This window comes from Pseudoxanthomonas sacheonensis (assembly GCF_031455975.1).
Lineage (GTDB): Bacteria > Pseudomonadota > Gammaproteobacteria > Xanthomonadales > Xanthomonadaceae > Pseudoxanthomonas_A > Pseudoxanthomonas_A sacheonensis_A.
This window is the reverse complement of record NZ_JAVDTT010000003.1, coordinates 381,259-396,498: the sequence shown is the minus strand read 5'-3', so window position 1 is coordinate 396,498 and position 15,240 is coordinate 381,259. Positions and strand designations below refer to the sequence as shown.

Annotated in this window: 16 protein-coding genes; 8 read left to right on the top strand and 8 right to left on the bottom strand. The window is 63.4% G+C overall.

The features are described 5' to 3' along the window. Positions 1-59: 59 nt before the first annotated feature. Positions 60-1,910 carry an alpha/beta hydrolase family protein gene (locus J2W94_RS14095; protein WP_310094636.1) on the top strand — a complete coding sequence of 617 codons (1,851 nt, stop codon included), beginning with the start codon at positions 60-62 and terminating at the stop codon, positions 1,908-1,910. Positions 1,911-1,956: 46 nt separating this feature from the next. Here the strand turns inward: J2W94_RS14095 and J2W94_RS14090 are convergent, their stop codons facing one another. From J2W94_RS14090 to J2W94_RS14075, 4 genes are all read right to left on the bottom strand, one after another. After that, entirely contained in the window at positions 1,957-2,184 is a 228-nt protein-coding gene (locus tag J2W94_RS14090; RefSeq protein WP_310094633.1) for a hypothetical protein, read from the bottom strand. 141 nt (positions 2,185-2,325) lie between these two features. Further along, positions 2,326-2,742: a VOC family protein gene (locus tag J2W94_RS14085; protein ID WP_310094630.1), complete on the bottom strand. Its 417-nt coding sequence runs from the start codon at positions 2,740-2,742 to the stop codon at positions 2,326-2,328. Then, the gene (locus J2W94_RS14080; protein ID WP_310094896.1) at positions 2,739-3,167 is read right to left on the bottom strand and encodes a helix-turn-helix transcriptional regulator; all 429 of its coding nucleotides are present in this window, start codon (positions 3,165-3,167) and stop codon (positions 2,739-2,741) included. Before J2W94_RS14080 ends, J2W94_RS14085 begins: the two co-directional genes overlap by 4 nt. Positions 3,168-3,298: 131 nt before the next feature. Beyond that, positions 3,299-4,201: an AraC family transcriptional regulator gene (locus tag J2W94_RS14075; RefSeq protein ID WP_310094627.1), complete on the bottom strand. Its 903-nt coding sequence runs from the start codon at positions 4,199-4,201 to the stop codon at positions 3,299-3,301. Between the two features lie 99 nt (positions 4,202-4,300). Between J2W94_RS14075 and J2W94_RS14070 the strand changes: the two genes are divergently transcribed. Next, positions 4,301-5,044, top strand: coding sequence for an SDR family oxidoreductase (locus tag J2W94_RS14070; protein WP_310094624.1), 744 nt, complete (start codon positions 4,301-4,303; stop codon positions 5,042-5,044). A 74-nt stretch (positions 5,045-5,118) separates the two neighbouring features. On the opposite strand, the gene J2W94_RS14065 is transcribed toward J2W94_RS14070, so the two are convergent. Continuing rightward, entirely contained in the window at positions 5,119-6,756 is a 1,638-nt protein-coding gene (locus J2W94_RS14065) for a trehalase family glycosidase (protein WP_310094623.1), read from the bottom strand. Between the two features lie 320 nt (positions 6,757-7,076). Between J2W94_RS14065 and J2W94_RS14060 the strand changes: the two genes are divergently transcribed. Beyond that, positions 7,077-8,525, top strand: coding sequence for an MATE family efflux transporter (locus tag J2W94_RS14060; protein WP_310094621.1), 1,449 nt, complete (start codon positions 7,077-7,079; stop codon positions 8,523-8,525). Between the two features lie 13 nt (positions 8,526-8,538). Here the strand turns inward: J2W94_RS14060 and J2W94_RS14055 are convergent, their stop codons facing one another. Beyond that, a complete protein-coding gene (locus tag J2W94_RS14055) occupies positions 8,539-9,699 on the bottom strand; it encodes a DUF1615 domain-containing protein (protein WP_310094619.1) in 1,161 nt (386 codons plus the stop codon). A 75-nt stretch (positions 9,700-9,774) separates the two neighbouring features. Beyond that, entirely contained in the window at positions 9,775-10,221 is a 447-nt protein-coding gene (locus J2W94_RS14050) for an SRPBCC family protein (RefSeq protein ID WP_310094617.1), read from the bottom strand. Positions 10,222-10,408: 187 nt separating this feature from the next. Here J2W94_RS14050 and J2W94_RS14045 point away from each other — a divergent pair, with 187 nt between their 5' ends. The 3 genes from J2W94_RS14045 (at position 10,409) to J2W94_RS14035 (ending at position 13,172) form a co-directional block, all read left to right on the top strand. Then, positions 10,409-11,266 (top strand): TolB family protein, encoded by an 858-nt coding sequence (locus J2W94_RS14045; protein ID WP_310094613.1) that lies wholly within the window; start codon positions 10,409-10,411, stop codon positions 11,264-11,266. Positions 11,267-11,614: 348 nt separating this feature from the next. Beyond that, positions 11,615-12,214 (top strand): hypothetical protein, encoded by a 600-nt coding sequence (locus tag J2W94_RS14040; RefSeq protein ID WP_310094610.1) that lies wholly within the window; start codon positions 11,615-11,617, stop codon positions 12,212-12,214. A gap of 88 nt (positions 12,215-12,302) precedes the next feature. Then, positions 12,303-13,172, top strand: coding sequence for a glycoside hydrolase family 16 protein (locus J2W94_RS14035; RefSeq protein ID WP_310094607.1), 870 nt, complete (start codon positions 12,303-12,305; stop codon positions 13,170-13,172). Positions 13,173-13,224: 52 nt separating this feature from the next. Here J2W94_RS14035 and J2W94_RS14030 read toward each other — a convergent pair whose 3' ends face one another. Then, positions 13,225-13,599: a DUF1428 domain-containing protein gene (locus J2W94_RS14030; RefSeq protein WP_310094605.1), complete on the bottom strand. Its 375-nt coding sequence runs from the start codon at positions 13,597-13,599 to the stop codon at positions 13,225-13,227. A gap of 212 nt (positions 13,600-13,811) precedes the next feature. Between J2W94_RS14030 and J2W94_RS14025 the strand changes: the two genes are divergently transcribed. Then, the gene (locus J2W94_RS14025) at positions 13,812-14,606 is read left to right on the top strand and encodes an MOSC domain-containing protein (protein ID WP_310094602.1); all 795 of its coding nucleotides are present in this window, start codon (positions 13,812-13,814) and stop codon (positions 14,604-14,606) included. A 166-nt stretch (positions 14,607-14,772) separates the two neighbouring features. Beyond that, on the top strand, positions 14,773-15,207 hold the full coding sequence (locus J2W94_RS14020; protein WP_310094599.1) for a VOC family protein: 435 nt from the start codon (positions 14,773-14,775) through the stop codon (positions 15,205-15,207). The last annotated feature ends 33 nt before the right edge of the window (positions 15,208-15,240 follow it).

Here is a 15,240-nt window from a genome sequence, read left to right as displayed (position 1 = left end):
GGGGACGAACAATGCGAATCGCATGGTTATGGATAGCGATGCTTGCGCCGACAGTGGCGATGGCGGGGCCGCCGTCGCTGAGCGACCTGCTCAAGCCAACCCAGAACACGCTCGTCAGCATTTCGCCCGGTGGCGACTACATCGCTATGGGAACGCGTGTCGAGGACAAAGTGATGGTCGCGATACTCGACAGCAAAACCAAGCAAGTGCTGCGCGGGCTCGACCCGGAGGATAAAGGGGCCGTCGACAGGCTCAGCTGGGTGGGAAAGGATCGTATTTTCGTCATGACTTCCCGCGTAGGCGTAGGAGTCGAACAAGCGTTCCTGGAGCCGGCCATCGTGGCGATGAATGTGGATGGCAGCAAAAGGAAAGCCTTCTATTCCGCCGTATTCGACACGATCCTCAATGACGACGACCACATCCTCATAGAGAGATGCGGAAAGAGCCATGAGAAGGGATGCTGGACCTATGTGCAGAAAGTGGATACCAACGGAGGATTGTCGGGGCCCAGAATCGCCGATGCGCCGATAGTCAACGCTTCGTTCATGGCCGACAACGACGGCAACGTCCGGTTCGCCTACGCCACCGACAGCAAGGGCATCCAGCAGCTCTGGTATCTCGCGGACGGCAAGTGGTCGCCTCTCAACGACGAGGCCCAGAGCGGCGTCGAAGTGGCGCCGCTCGGCGTGTCGCGGGATGGAGCGACCGGCTATTTGCGAAGCGAACGACCCAGCGGCCCCGATGTCATCGAACGCATCGTGTTCGCAACGGGTAAGCGCGAAGTCGTAATGAGCGATCCAAGGCTCGATCCCGCGTTCATCGTATGGTCGGCGGACGGATCGCAGCCGATCGGCGCGGCGTATGGGTTGGAGGTGCCGCGCGCCAGATTTTGGGATCAGCAGGACCCCGACGCGAAGCTATTGCGCCAGTTGGAAATCGCGTTTCCCAAGGAAGCCGTTTCATTCGGAAGCGGCTCCCGCGATGGCAAGAGCGTCATCGTCAATGTATGGAGCGACAGGGATCCCGGAAGCGTCTACCTGCTGGATAGGGCGACTCGTCAGACCACGCCGATTTTCCGCGCGAAGCCTTGGCTGAATCCCGACACGCTCGCCCCATCGCAATCGATCGAATTCAAGGCTCGGGACGGCGTCGCGATAACCGGATACCTGACGCTTCCCCTGGCTTCCGGGAACCAGCCCCCACCGTTGGTGGTGTTGCCGCATGGAGGCCCATTCACGATCAAGGACAATTGGGCCTACGACGAAGAGGTCCAGATACTGGCGGCGCGCGGATATGCGGTCCTGCGCGTCAACTACCGGGGGTCGGGCGGATTCGGCCGAAGTTTCGTCGAGTCGGGCTATCGGCAGTGGGGACGGAAAATGCAGGACGATGTCGCTGACGCGACACAGTGGGTCGTCGGCGAAGGAAAGGTGGATGCGTCGAAGATCTGCATATGGGGGTCCAGTTATGGCGGCTACGCGGCCATGATGGGCGCCATACAGTCGCCCGACCTGTTCAAGTGCGCGATCGCCACGGCAGCCGTTTCAGACCTGTCGATAATGCAGAAATGGGGGGATATCCAGCGAAGCAAGCGTGGCCGCGACTACCTCGATCGTGCGGTGGGTTCCGATCCTAAGGAATTGATCGAGCATTCGCCCGTGACCCACGCCTCGCGGATCAAGGCCGACATCATGCTGGTCCATGGCGTGCGCGACCAACGCGTTTCTTTCGAGCATGCCAAGGCCATGAGGTTGGCCTTGGAGAAAGCCGGAAAACGGTACGAAGGATACTTTCCGCGCAACGAAACCCACGGGATCTACGGCGAGGAAAACCGCGAGGAGTATTACAGCCGGGTGTTGTCGTTCCTCGACAAGAGAATTGGCGCACAGACGCTTTCCAAGGTTCCGTAGAGCGGTTGGAGGAGGGTGAACCTCATGCGGCGGGCTTGAGCCCGCCCTATGAGGCCTGCGAGGTCCCGCGCCACTTGGCGGCATATGGCAGCACGAACATGTACAGGCCGGTGAGTATGAGCAAGGCGAGCGGCAGCAGCGGGGAGTAGGTGACCCAGGGCGGCGGCATCGCACCGCCGCTCTGCGCCAGGGCGACGAAGTTGGCGATGACCGTCAGCGTGAAAACGATGGCCACCCAGCGGTGGAACTGCCGAATCCATTTGTTCCAGTTCATTGGGAATTCCTCTGCAGATTCACGGATGAAGAAGGGGGCGTGGGAGCGGCGTCCCGCCGCGAGCTTTTGGCGCAAACTCTCACTCAGAGGAAGAGCTCGCGGCGGGACGCCGCTCCCACGAACGGCGCCCCTACGATCTATCTAGCTTGATGCGCGGCCGGACTCGATCATCTTCCATCCGTTCCCCGAGGGATCGCGGAAATTGGCATCCACGTTGCCATAGCGATCCTCGGGCGCCTGAGTGAACTCCACACCGCGGGCCTGCATCCGTGCGTAGGCGGCGCGGCAATCATCCACGTTGAGCACCAGCGGCGGCATCGCGCCCTTGGCGACGATCTCGCGCACCGTCTGCGCCGTCGATGCGTCCAACTCCGGCGCTTGCGGTTTGAACAGGCCGAGCTGCAAGGACGGCTGGTCCGGGTGCTGCACCGTGAGCCAGCGATAGTCGCCGTTGCGCGCGTCGGTGTGCACGCGGAATCCGAGCTTCTCGACATAGAACTCAAGGGCTTCGTCCTGATCGCGAACGTATAGCCCGACTACTCCAATACCCTGACTCATGTGACCTCCGGTTTCTGTGGGGCGCTCTTTGTAGCACCGGCCTCCTGCCGCCGCTTCTCCGAAACTGCGGTTGTGAGGCCGGGGCGGTAGGCAGCGCTGACATAGCAGGCCGGTACCCGCTCCAGTTCGTGTCGCGCCGCTCGTTCGCGCGCACGCAGTTCGCTGGGGCTTTCGCCGGTGACGTCGCGGAACGTGCGCCCGAACGTTCCCAGGCTGTTCCACCCCGTCTGCAGCGCGATGTCCAGGATGGGAAGATCCGTATCGCGCAACAGCGCCTTGGCCCGTTCGATCCGACGCGTAAGCAGATACCGGTGCGGCGGCAGGCCGAAAGCCTCCTTGAACGATCGCGCGAAGTGGGCCTCGGAGACGCTGCTCACCCGCGCCAGCCGTTGCACGGGCCACGCCTCATGCGAGGCGGCGTCCATCCGGTCCTTCGCGCGCAGCAGGCGACGCAACAGCTCTGGGTCCTGGCTGGTACGGACTTGTTCTTGTTTGCTCACGAGCCATGCCCCCATAGATGACGGATCAAGTGTGTTCTCGCAGGCTTGAGCCTGCTCTATGCACTAACCGCGCGCGCATACCGACCGGGTGACTGGCCGACATAGCGGCTGAAGGCCGTACTGAAAGTGCTGGCCGAACCGTAGCCCACGCGCTCGGCTGCTTCGGCGATTCCCAAGTCGTGGTGGCGCAACAGATCCTTCGCCACGGCCATGCGCCAGGACAGCAGGTATTCCATCGGCGCAACGCCTACCGTGCGGTTGAAGCGCTCGAAGAACGCCGAACGCGACAAAGCAGCGACGCCGGCAAGTTGCGCGACCGTCCACGCGTGCGCAGGCTGGTCATGCATTTGCCGTAGCGCGGACGCCAAGCGCGCATCCGTCAGTCCGCGCAGCAGGCCCGGCGGCGCATCTTGCCCGGGCGTCGATCGCAGCGCTTCGACCAACAGCAGCTCCACCAGCCGCGTAAGCACCACTTCCCGCCCCGGCTTGTCCTCGCCGGCTTCCTCGCCCAGCAGCCGCACCAGCAGCGACAGCCGCTGCACGCCGCGCACATGCACCACGGCGGGAAGCAGGGACACCAGCAGCGCAGGATCGTGCGAGTCGAACAGGAATGAGCCACCGAGCAACCGCACGTCCGGCGCTCCCTCTTGCGTGCCGTGACGGATTTCGGTGGTGGCCGCTGGCGCAAGCTTCGGGTCGATACGTTGAGGAGTCGCGGGTTCGAACCCCGACATCGTGAAACCAGGCGTCGCGGGCAGCAGCAGAAAATCCCCCGCATCCAGCGTCAGCGCCGGATGACCGTCGACGGCCAACAGGCAGCTGCCTTCCAGCACCGCGCAGAAGCTCGGCTGGCCGAATTCCGAGTAACGCACCGCCCATCTGCCGGCACCGCTGATGCCTTTAGAGAACACGGCACGAGGCCGCAGCAGACGAACGACGTCGGAAAGGGGATCGCCCATGATCGGACTTTCGCAAATTAAATATGGACTTTAAGACATAGATAGTCCGGCAATCCTCCCCTATCGTCTACCCAAGATCAATCACCTTCAGGAGTCCTCATGAAAACCGCCCTCATCACAGGTTGTTCGTCCGGCTACGGACTGGAAACCGCGCGTCATTTCCTTGCCCAGGGCTGGCGCGTCATCGCCACTATGCGCACGCCGCACCACGATGTGCTGCCCGCAAGCGACCGCCTTCAAGTGTTGGCGCTCGACGTAACCCGACCCGAAAGCATCGTGGCCGCGCTCGAAACCAGCGGTCCTCTCGATGTGCTGGTCAACAACGCCGGTATCGGATTGTTCGGCGCCTTCGAAGCAACACCCATGACGACGGTGCGCGAGCTATTCGAAACCAATACGTTCGGCGTCATGGCGATGACGCAAGCGGTGATTCCGCAATTCCGCTCGCGACGCGCGGGCGCGATCGTGAACGTGACTTCCAGTGCGACGCTCGCGCCCATGCCGCTGGTGGCTGCCTACACCGCCAGCAAGACCGCCATCGAAGGATTCACCGCCTCCCTCGCGCACGAGCTCGGCGCCTTTGACGTGCAAGTGAAGCTGGTCGAACCGGGTTACGCGCCCACCACGCGCTTCACCACCAACGGTGAAACCCGAATGCGCGGCCTGATTCCCGAAGCGTACGCACCGTTCGCGCAACGCGTCTTCGCTTCGCTTACGCAGACCACCGCAGTGACCAAGGAGTCGGACGTGGCTGAAGCGGTGTGGCGCGCAGCGACCGATACCAAGGGCCAGCTTCATTTCCCGGCGGGGGCCGATGCCCTTGCGTTGACGCGACCCGGTTGAGAATTCGCAAGGCTCGTAGCCACACAGGGCGAACCCTAATGCGGCTTGAGCCCCCGCCCTATACCCTAATAGGCTCAGGGTGTTTCTTTATCTGAAATCAGGTCCCGCAGCTTCAGGTACACACCATTGCTCCAGCCGAAGCCGATCACGTTCTCGCTGTAGCCGGCGCTGACCTTCACGTCGGCGTTGCCGCTGACCATGTTGTATTTCTCGCGGATGGTGCCGTCGTCGGCCAGGCTGCGGTCGATGGTGGCGGCGAACTTGCCGCCGACGCGCTTGGCGTCTTGGTGGAAGCCGTAAGCGTCCAGGCCGGCGACCGCCAGCCAGTTGGTCGGCGCCCAGCCGAAGGGCGCGTCCCATTGCGCGCCGCTTTCGTTCGCGCTCATCGCCAGGCCGCCTTTGCGTTCGAACAACGGCAGTTTTTCGCGCACCGCTTGCGCCTGTTGCGGCGAGGCGGCGCCGGCCCATAGCGGGTAGAAGGTGGTGATGTAGGGATCGGGCGCGGATTTGCCGGAGACAAAGTCGTAATCCTGGTACATGCCAGGGCCGGGCTGCCACAAGTACTTGTCCATCGCCTTCTTGCGCGCCGCGGCGGCTTCGGCGAAGCCCTGCGCGTCTTCTTTCTCGCCCAGGCGCAGGGCGAAATCGCGCAGGGCGATTTCGTAACGGTAGAGCAGGCTGTTCAAACAGACCGGTGCGTAGTGATGGGTAGAACCGGCGAACGGGCCGAAGTGGAAGTTGATGTCGAAGCCCGACTCGCGCATCGCACGGTCACCGAGATAATAGTCGGCACCGAGCCGGCGGCCTTTGGCCCAAGCCTGCGCGCAGACCTCGGAAGCGCGCACATCGCAACTGGTCGTTTTCAACCGTTGCGCTTCGGCATCGTCCGGATGCTCGGACGCCTCCAGCAGATAGCCCGGATCCTGCTTCGGGTGGGCCAGCAGCCATTCGATGACGCCGCGCAGATACTTGGCGTCGCGCATTTCCAGCACCGGGCCGGCGCCGTAGTCGAAGTAGCGCGCCAGGCCGGTATCGCCAGCTTGATGGTCCGGGCGGTTCCAGACCGCGTAGTCGCGCAGCGCCAGCGGATACGCGTGCGCCAGCCAGGCGTCCGCGTCGCGCGGGTCGGCGAAACTGTCGGGCGCGTCCAACACTTCGCGGATCATTTCGCCGAGGAAAGGCGGCTGCGAACGGGTGAGGTAATAGGTGCGGTTGGCGTTGAGCACACCGCCGTAGTGTTCGACCTCGAACAGGAAGTTGTCGACCATGTCGCGGGCCAGTCTTTCGCGCTTATCGGCGACCAGGCCCAGCACGATGAAATAACTGTCCCAGCCGTACATCTCGTTGAAGAATCCGCCCGGAACCACATAGGGTTTTGGCAGATAGAGCAGACCTTGCTGCGGCAGCCGCGAGGGATCGAGTTCGCCGATCTGGCGGACGGTCTGCGGCAGCACGCGCACATCGACGTTGCAGCGCTTGCCGATCGCATCGATATCGGCGGTGCGGGTCAGATCCGCGGGCAGATAGAGGACCGGCCGGGTCTCGACCTTGTCGTCGTGAAGCGACGAACAATCGTCGATCGAACGCGTCAGCGTGGTCCAGGCCTGGTCGATGTAGGCGCGGGTTTTCGCCGGATCAGGTTCGGCGGCGTTGGCGCCGAGGGCGAAGACGAGCGAAAGACAGAGCGCGGTGGCGTGAGGCAGGGTGGGCATGGGATTTCCTATGATCAGATCCTGACTGTGTAAGCCGGGGTTTCGACTGTAACCCATGTGCCAGCGGCGCTTGTAAGACGGACTGCGCTGTTCGAGTCGTGTCGATTCCGGGCCGGCTCGTTCGTCGCAGATAGAAAGGCGGTGGGCAATGGCCGTTCTCGCCGATCCACAGGAGGAGTCATGTTCCACAACGAGAGTCGCGCGTTGGTCGAGTCGATAGTCAGCTGCGGCGCAGCACGCGCTAGCGGCAGACACTGGCGGAACAAGTCCCGTTCTGCGGTTACCATCGGCGTTTTCGCCCACCACGGAGGCCTGCGCGCATGAGTACCGAACCGCAATCCACCGAGCAGATCGAAGCAGACGCGGCGATCATGCCTGCGCCCACGCAATCGCTTTGGGCCGAGCTACGCGACGCCATCCGCGGTACCGGTGCCGACTACACCAAGATCCCGCTGCGCAAGGCGGTGTTTCTGCTCTCAGTGCCGATGGTGCTGGAACTGGTGCTGGAATCCACGTTCGCGGTGGTGGACATCTTCTTCGTCGCCAAGCTGGGGCCGTCTGCGGTGGCGACGGTAGGGCTGACCGAGAGCCTGCTGTTCCTGCTCTATGCGCTGGGCATGGGGCTGGCGATGGCGGTGACCGCGGTCGTCGCGCGGCGCATCGGCGAAGGCAAACGCGAGGAGGCCGCAGTCACTGCGGTGCAGGCGATTCTCGTCGCGCTATTGGTATCAGTGCCGTTCGCAGTGGCCGGCATCGTCTACGCGCAGGACCTGTTGCGCCTGATGGGCGCGGACGCTTGGACGCTGGAGCACGGCTATCCCTACATGCAGTGGATGCTGGGCTGCAACGCGGTGATCGTGCTGCTGTTCGTGATCAACGCGATCTTCCGCGGCGCGGGCGATGCGGCCATCGCCATGCGTGTGCTGTGGCTGGCCAACGGGCTGAACATCGTGCTGTGCCCGTTGCTGATCTTCGGCATCGGCCCGTTCCCGGAGATGGGCATCGAAGGCGCGGCGCTGGCTACCGTCATCGGCCGCGGCACCGGCGTGCTGTACCAGTTGTGGTCGCTGTTCCGCGGCGGCCAGCACATCCGTGTGGCGGCGTCGCAGCTGGCCGTGCACGGCGCGATCATGTGGAACATCGTGCGCACTTCGCTGGGTGGGGTCGGTCAGATGATCGTGGCGATGACCTCGTGGATCTTCCTGATGCGCATTCTGGCCAATCTCGGCAGCGAGGCGGTGGCCGCCGCGACCATCGCGATCCGGATCATGATGTTCACGCTGATGCCGGCCTGGGGCATGTCCAACGCCGCGGCGACGCTGGTCGGGCAGAACCTGGGCGCCGGCGAGCCGGGCCGCGCGGAAGCGTCGGTCTGGCGGATCGGCTGGTACAACATGGCGTTCACCGTGCTGATCTCGGTGCTGTTCTTCTTCTTCCACGACGGTTTGATCGCCATCTTCACCGACGATCCGGCGGTGATCGCGATCGGCGGCGAATGGCTGCGGATCCTGTCGTATTCCTATTTCGTCTACGGCTGGTGGATGGTCTCGGTACAGGCCTTCAACGGCGCCGGCGACACGGTCACGCCGACCAAGATCAACCTGGTGTTCTTCTGGCTGATCCAGATTCCGTTGTCGTACGTCCTGGCCATTAGTCTGGACTGGCAGCACTCGGGCGTGTTCTGGGCTGTGTTCGTTTCCGAAACGTCGGTGGGGTTGTTCACCCTGTGGCTGTTCTCGCGCGGCAAGTGGAAGGCGGCGCAGGTGTAGGCCGTGGATCCCGCTACCGCCGCATGCAGCGCTGGTAACGCTCATCCACCCGCGTGGCGAACCATGCGGTGGTCAGTTCGCGGGTGATCTTGGGGCTTTCCAGTTTGATGCCCGGGATCATCGCGCGCGGTAGCGGCTTGCGCTCGTGGGCTTCCGCCAGGGCGAACACCTTCGCGTAGAGACCGGTGTCGTCGAAATCCAGCCGGTCGCCGCGTTCCAGCGCATCGCGGATGGCGCTATCGTCCAATCCGAGTTGCCCGCCCAATGCCCGCACCGCCAGCTCGGTCTTGCCGGGTTTGTCCATGCGCGCTCCTGGTCGCAGCAGATCGCCATCCAGCGCCAGCGGAATCCCCGAAGCCAGGCTGACCGCGTTCTGGAACGCGGCATTGCGGCTGGCGTACCAGCCGGCGTTGTAGTCGGCGAAACGGTGCAGCTTGCGCGTGTACGGCGTGCGATAGCCCAGCAGATGGGCGATGCCGAAATACAGGCCGCCGCGGCGGGTGAACGCTTCGTCGCGAACCGAGCCCGCGATGGGGTAGGGATAATTGCCGGCATGGGATTCGGCGAACGCGATGCTGACCTGCATGGGCCCGGCGGTCTGCACCGGATTCATGTCGGCGAACAGGCGCTTGCCCAGCGGCACGCGGCCGATCATGTCTTCATAGATTTCGCTGAGTTGGCGTTCGCTGCGCGCCCCCTGCAGGCGCTGCGCATACGACCTGCCGTCCGACGATTTGATATTGAGTGCGGCGTCGACCAGGAACTTCGGAATGTGCTTGGAAGCGGCCCGGCGGTCGATCTCTCCCCGCGCGATTCTCGGCAGGCCGGCCACGACGGGGTCGGCATGATAGCCGGATTCCTGTTCGGCGACCGCAAGCACCGCGCAAATGTTTTCTGTGCTGGGCTCGATGCGCTGGGCGGCGAAGGCCGCCTGGACATCGGCCGCCCAGCCGGCCCGGTCGGTGCTCGCCGGCATCCGCCGCACTATCTCGGCGCGCACGTCGGTCGGGCGTTGGCCTGGTTCCAACGGCCCTTGCGTGGCGCAAGCGGCCAACAACGCGGGCAGCAGCCAGGCCAGGCGCTGCGAAAGGAAAAGTCCCCGCAGGCGCTGTGGCGCGGACGCCGAGCGCGTGGAGAGTGGGAACGATTGCGTGATCGGGCGATTGCGGGTCATGCCGCCAGCATACGGACGGCACCGCGCTCGTACTAGTCGGTGTGACTGTACGATTTTAAGCCCGTATGTTCATCGTCAATCCGGAATATCGGCCTCCACCAGTTTGATGAGCAGCGCCAGCGATTCCTGCCAACCCAGATAGCACTGTTCAGCCGGAATAACCTCAGGTATGCCTTCCTGGACGATGTGCAGTTCGGTGCCGCAGGACACCTTGGTCAGCGAGAGGGTGGTCTGCATTTCGCCGGGAAGGTTGGGATCGTCGAAACCGTCGGTATAGCGGATGCGTTCGTGGGGCGTCAGCTCCAGGTAGGTTCCGCCGAAGGAATGGCTGTGACCTGTGGAGAAATTGGTGAACGACATCTTGTGGGTGCCGCCGACCCGGGCATCCAGTTGATGGACCTTGCAGGTGAAGCCATTCGGCGGAAGCCACTTGGCTATCGCATCGGCATCGAGGAAGGCGCGATAGAGCCGCTCCGGAGTGGTGCGGATGACCCGGTGAAGCCGTACGGTATTGCTGGACATGATGGGATCTCGTTGGCAGAGGACGGCCCTCTGTCTTTATGACGAACAGGCGCGCCTGGAATCGACATCGAAGCGCTTCGGCGTCGCCGCCTTGATTTTCGTTCAACACTGGTTTGTGGAAAATTCACTTTCCAGGTTTCATGCGCATGTCCAGTATCGCCGTTCCGATCGTCGATGGAGTGGGCGCATGGCGTTGCAATCGATGTCTGCTTCGTTCATGGCCCTGGGATTGCTGCTGGCGGCGACGGCGACGCCCGAACGCTGGACGCCGGTCGCGATTTCGACGGACCAGTACGAGTCCTCGCCTACGCTGTCGCCCGACGGCCGCGAACTTTTCTTCTTCCGCGCCGACCGCCAGTTCGACAATTATCGCCTGCTGTCCACGCGCTGCGTGGACGGACGCTGGTCGGCGCCGGTCGAGCCCTCGTTCGCCGCCGCGCCTGGCGTGCTGGAGACCGATCCGGCCTTCAGCCCCGATGGCCGGGTTCTCTATTACGGCACATCGCGGCATCGCAAGGACGATCTGGACATCTGGAAGGTGGAGCGCGATGCCGCCGGCGAGTGGGGCGTACCGACGCGTTTGCCGGAACCGGTCAATTCCACCTACAGCGAGCTGTTGCCTCGCGAACTGGCCGATGGACGCCTGCTGTTCGGATCGAATCGGCCGGGCGGACCGGGCGGTCGCGATCTGTATGTGGCGACGCCGCAAGAAAACGGCGAATGGCAGGTGCAACCCTTGCCGGGGGAAGCGAACACCGCAGGAGACGAATACGAGGCCGACATCTCGCGCGATGGCCGGGTGATGGTGGTGGTGGCCAACCGCGGCGAACGTTCGCATCTGTACCGCTACGAGCGGGTCAACGGCGCGTGGCGCGAGCGCGGCCAGGTGCCGGCGCGGCAGGACGTGTTCCAGGTCGGGCCCTTGTTGTCGCCCGACGGCAAGCGTCTGCTATTTGCGCAGGCCGACGGTGAGCGCTCGGGCGAGCTGTTCCTGGTGGATCTGGAAGCCGGCGCGGATCCGGCTTGGCCGCCTGCCTGCGACTGAGGCGGGGGCCGCATCGGCCTGGCAGCGGTTCGCGAGTTGGCGGCGCCGGTCTGTAGATCTCGCCGGATAGGCGTAGCCATAACCGCGGCGATCGCTCGCTGCACGATCCTGATAAAGGAAGTCCGGGACGCGAATAGCGCAGCCGGACTCTGCCGCCAGCGTGACGGGCCGCACAATCGGGCCAAGCGGAGCGTCGTGTAGGTGCGCCGACGCGCCAGGAATGGCAAGCTGCGCATGCGAAGCCAGGGCGGGGAAGCCGGAAGGGCCTAGCGTTCGACGTCGCAACACACTGGGGAGTGTGATGAAACCAGGATTGGATAAACCGGCCGCTGCTCAGGCAGCTGGCTGATGCGCATCGCTTTCTTCGCGATCGCGCTGGCAATGGCTGCGCCTGTTTCCGCTCAGACCGTCAGCGAGACCTTCGACCGGATCAGCGGCGAGCGCACCATCGCCTATACCGCCGATGGCAGCATGGATACGACCAGGCCGGTGTTCACCTTCGAGGGCAGTTTCGTTGGCGATGCGTCTTCCGCGGCGATCAGTCTGGCCTTCGTTTCGGCGAGCGAGGGCGGGGGCGTGCCGGCGCCGCGTTTCGCCGCATGCCACAACATCGACTGGTTCGTGGATGGCCGATCCCTGGCGGTCCGACCCGCGTCGCATCGCGGCAGCGTCGTCGATGGCGAAATGATCGAGCTGATCGAACAAGACGTCACTCTGGAATGGGCGGCCGCGGTTGCCGACGGGCAGGAGGTGCGCTACAGAGTTTGCCGCGACGAATACGCTTTCACTTCCCGCGACATCGAGGCCTTCGGAAGGATCGCGGCCAAGCTGAAAAGCGCGACGCTTACCTCTTCCGCGACAAGGCCAGGCCAGCCTGCGTCCCCTGCGGCCAAGGAAGTCGACTACAAAGGCATGAACTGGCGTCCCAAACACCCGGGATCGTTCTGACCAAGATCGCGGTCGCCATCGGCCCGGATTGGGGATAACCTTGCCATCGACTCGTCCAGCCGTTTGCCGAGAATCTAAGAGCCGCACGATGAAGCGAACACGTCAAATGCTCGATGGATTGATTGTGCTGATTGCAGTGCAAGCGATGCCTTGCCTTGCGCTGCAGAAAAGCGGTTCCGATGCTCCTGCCGTGGCGTTGCCGAAGATAGCTGTGGACAAAGACTGGACCTTCGAAGCGACGCCTGCATGGCAGGACGAGTTCGACTACACGGGCGCTCCCGACCCCGCCAGGTGGGGCTACGACATCGGCGGGCACGGGTGGGGCAACAACGAGCTGCAGTACTACACCGACAGCACCGACAACGCATCCGTCGCCGACGGCGTGCTGACTATCACCGCGCGGAAAGAAAAGAAGGAAGGTCGCGATTACACTTCCGCCCGGGTGATCTCGAAGGGGAAAGGCGATTTCCTTTACGGCCGCTTCGAGATCAGGGCCAAGCTTCCCTCGGGGAAAGGCACCTGGCCTGCGTTGTGGATGCTGCCCACCGACCAGGCATACGGCGGCTGGCCGAAGTCGGGCGAGATCGACATCATGGAGCATGTCGGCTACGACCCTAACCGGGTGCATATCACCATGCACACCGAGGCCTACTACTTCCAGATCAACACGCAGAAGACCGCCACAAAAGTGATCGACCGCGCCATGAGCCAGTTCCACCTCTACCGTGTGGACTGGACGCCCGACGCGATCCGCGGCTACATCGACGATGCGCTGGTGCTGGAGTTCCCTAACGAAGGCAAGGGCCACAAGGTCTGGCCCTTCGACCAGCGTTTCCACCTGCTGTTGAACATCGCGGTCGGCGGCGACTGGGGCGGAAAGGAAGGCGTGGACGAAACGATCTTCCCCGCAAGCATGCAGGTCGATTACGTCCGGGTATACAAGTTGGTCGATCGTTGACTGCGCATGTACGGCGGGCATGGCCCGCCGTACGCATGCCGCAAACGTTCGATCAGGAATTCAGATTGTTCTTGCCGAGTTCGACCACCGGCGCGAAGCCGCCGAAGATCATGCGCATGCCGTCGAACGGCATGGGGTTCGACTGCGGCGAGAGTCTGGGATCTTTCATGGCTTTTTCCATACCCACATCGCGTGTTGCCTTGTCGGGCCATTCGATCCAGGAGAAAACCACCGTTTCGTCGTCTTTCGCATTCACGGCGCGACGGAAATCGGTTTGCTTGCCGTTCTGGACGTCGTCGCCCCAGCATTCGAGGATGCGGGTGGCGCCATGCTCGACGAAGACCGAGTCGCCGTCGTTGGCATGCTGAATGAATTTCTGTTTGTTGGCGGTAGGTACCGCAATTACAAATCCGTCGATATAGGACATCGTTGGTCTCCATCGCGCGGTCAAGGGATCCGCAACGCCCACGATGCGCCCGCCGAGGTTAATGTCCGGTCACAAAGGCATTCGCTTCGTGTTCTTTGATGCGACGAAGCGGAGCGTCGCTGGCAGCGGCGAGAATCACCGACCAAACCGCCGGCTGTTCGTCTCCTTGGCTTGCACTACCATGCACGCACCGGCCTTCAGACTGACCGCGCATGCGCCTTTCCGACCTTTACCTTTACCCGATCAAATCTTCCGCTCCGCTCGAGACGCAAATGGCGATGGTGGAGCCGCGCGGCCTGCAGCACGACCGGCGCTGGATGGTGGTGGATGCCGAGAATCGCTTCCGTACCGGTAGGGAGCTGCCGCGGCTGACCCTGGTGCGCGCGCAGCCCGTGCCCACAGGGCTTTCGCTGAACGCGCCCGGCATGCCGTCGCTGTCCGTGCCGTTTCCGCAAACCGACGCGACCGTATCGGTCAACGTATGGAAGAACGAGGTCGCCGCGAAGCCCGCAGGCGCGGCGGCCGAGGCCTGGCTGAGCGAATTCCTGCAACAGCCCGCGCGGTTGGTGCACATGGATGCCGGCGTCAGTCGGGCGATAAGCGACCCGCATTCGCAAGCGGGCGACGAAGTCAGCTTTGCCGATGCCTTTCCGTTATTGCTGATCTCGCGCGCCGCGCTGGACGGCCTGAACGCCCGCCTGGCCAAGCCCGTTTCCATGCTGCGGTTCCGCCCCAACCTGGTGGTGGACGGCGTGGCCGCGCATGCGGAGGATGGCTGGAAACGCATCCGCATCGGCGAGGTGGAGTTCGAGGTGGCCAAGGCCTGTACGCGCTGCGTCTTCACCACCGTCGATCCGATGAGCGGCGAGCGCGATCCCGACGGTGAGCCCTTGCGCACCCTGATCGGCTACCGCCGCACCGCCGGTGGCGTGACTTTCGGCCAGAACCTCATCCCGCGCTCCGCGGGCAGCGTACGCGTCGGCGATGCGGTGGAAGTGCTGGCCTGAGGCATCGGTATCGCCTGCGATCGCGCGTGGCGTGCGACCCGGCTGTGAAAAGTGGTAAGCGAAGTGAGGTGCCGCGTGACCAGCGATGTCGATTTTGGTCTCTCTGGCTCGTCGTATGCGTGAAAGTCCGCTTTCATCCCCATAAAACCGCCAAGAGGAGCGCTTCATGTACATCCAGCCTTATCTTTTTTTCGATGGCCGTTGCGACGAGGCCATCGCTTTCTACCGCCAGGCGATCGGCGCCGAGGTGGTCATGTTGATGCGCTTCGGCGAGAGCCCCGAACAAGATTCGCAATGCGGGGACGGGAGCGGCCCCACACCGCCCGCAGACAAGGTGATGCACGCCAGCCTGCAGGTCGGACAGACGCAGTTGCTGCTGTCGGATGGATTCAGTGCCGGCAAACCCGAATTCAAGAGCGTCAGCCTCTCGCTGGCGGCGGCCGACGATGTAGAGGCCAAGCGGCTCTTCGAGGGACTGGCTCAGGAGGGCGAAGTCGTACAGCCGTTGCTGGCCACATTCTTCGCCTCCAGCTTCGGTATGGTCAACGATCGCTTCGGTGTGTCGTGGATGGTGTGGGTGCCGAGCAAGGACACGCCTTGAGTCTTGAAGGGAACGGTCGCCGGTAGAGAGCGG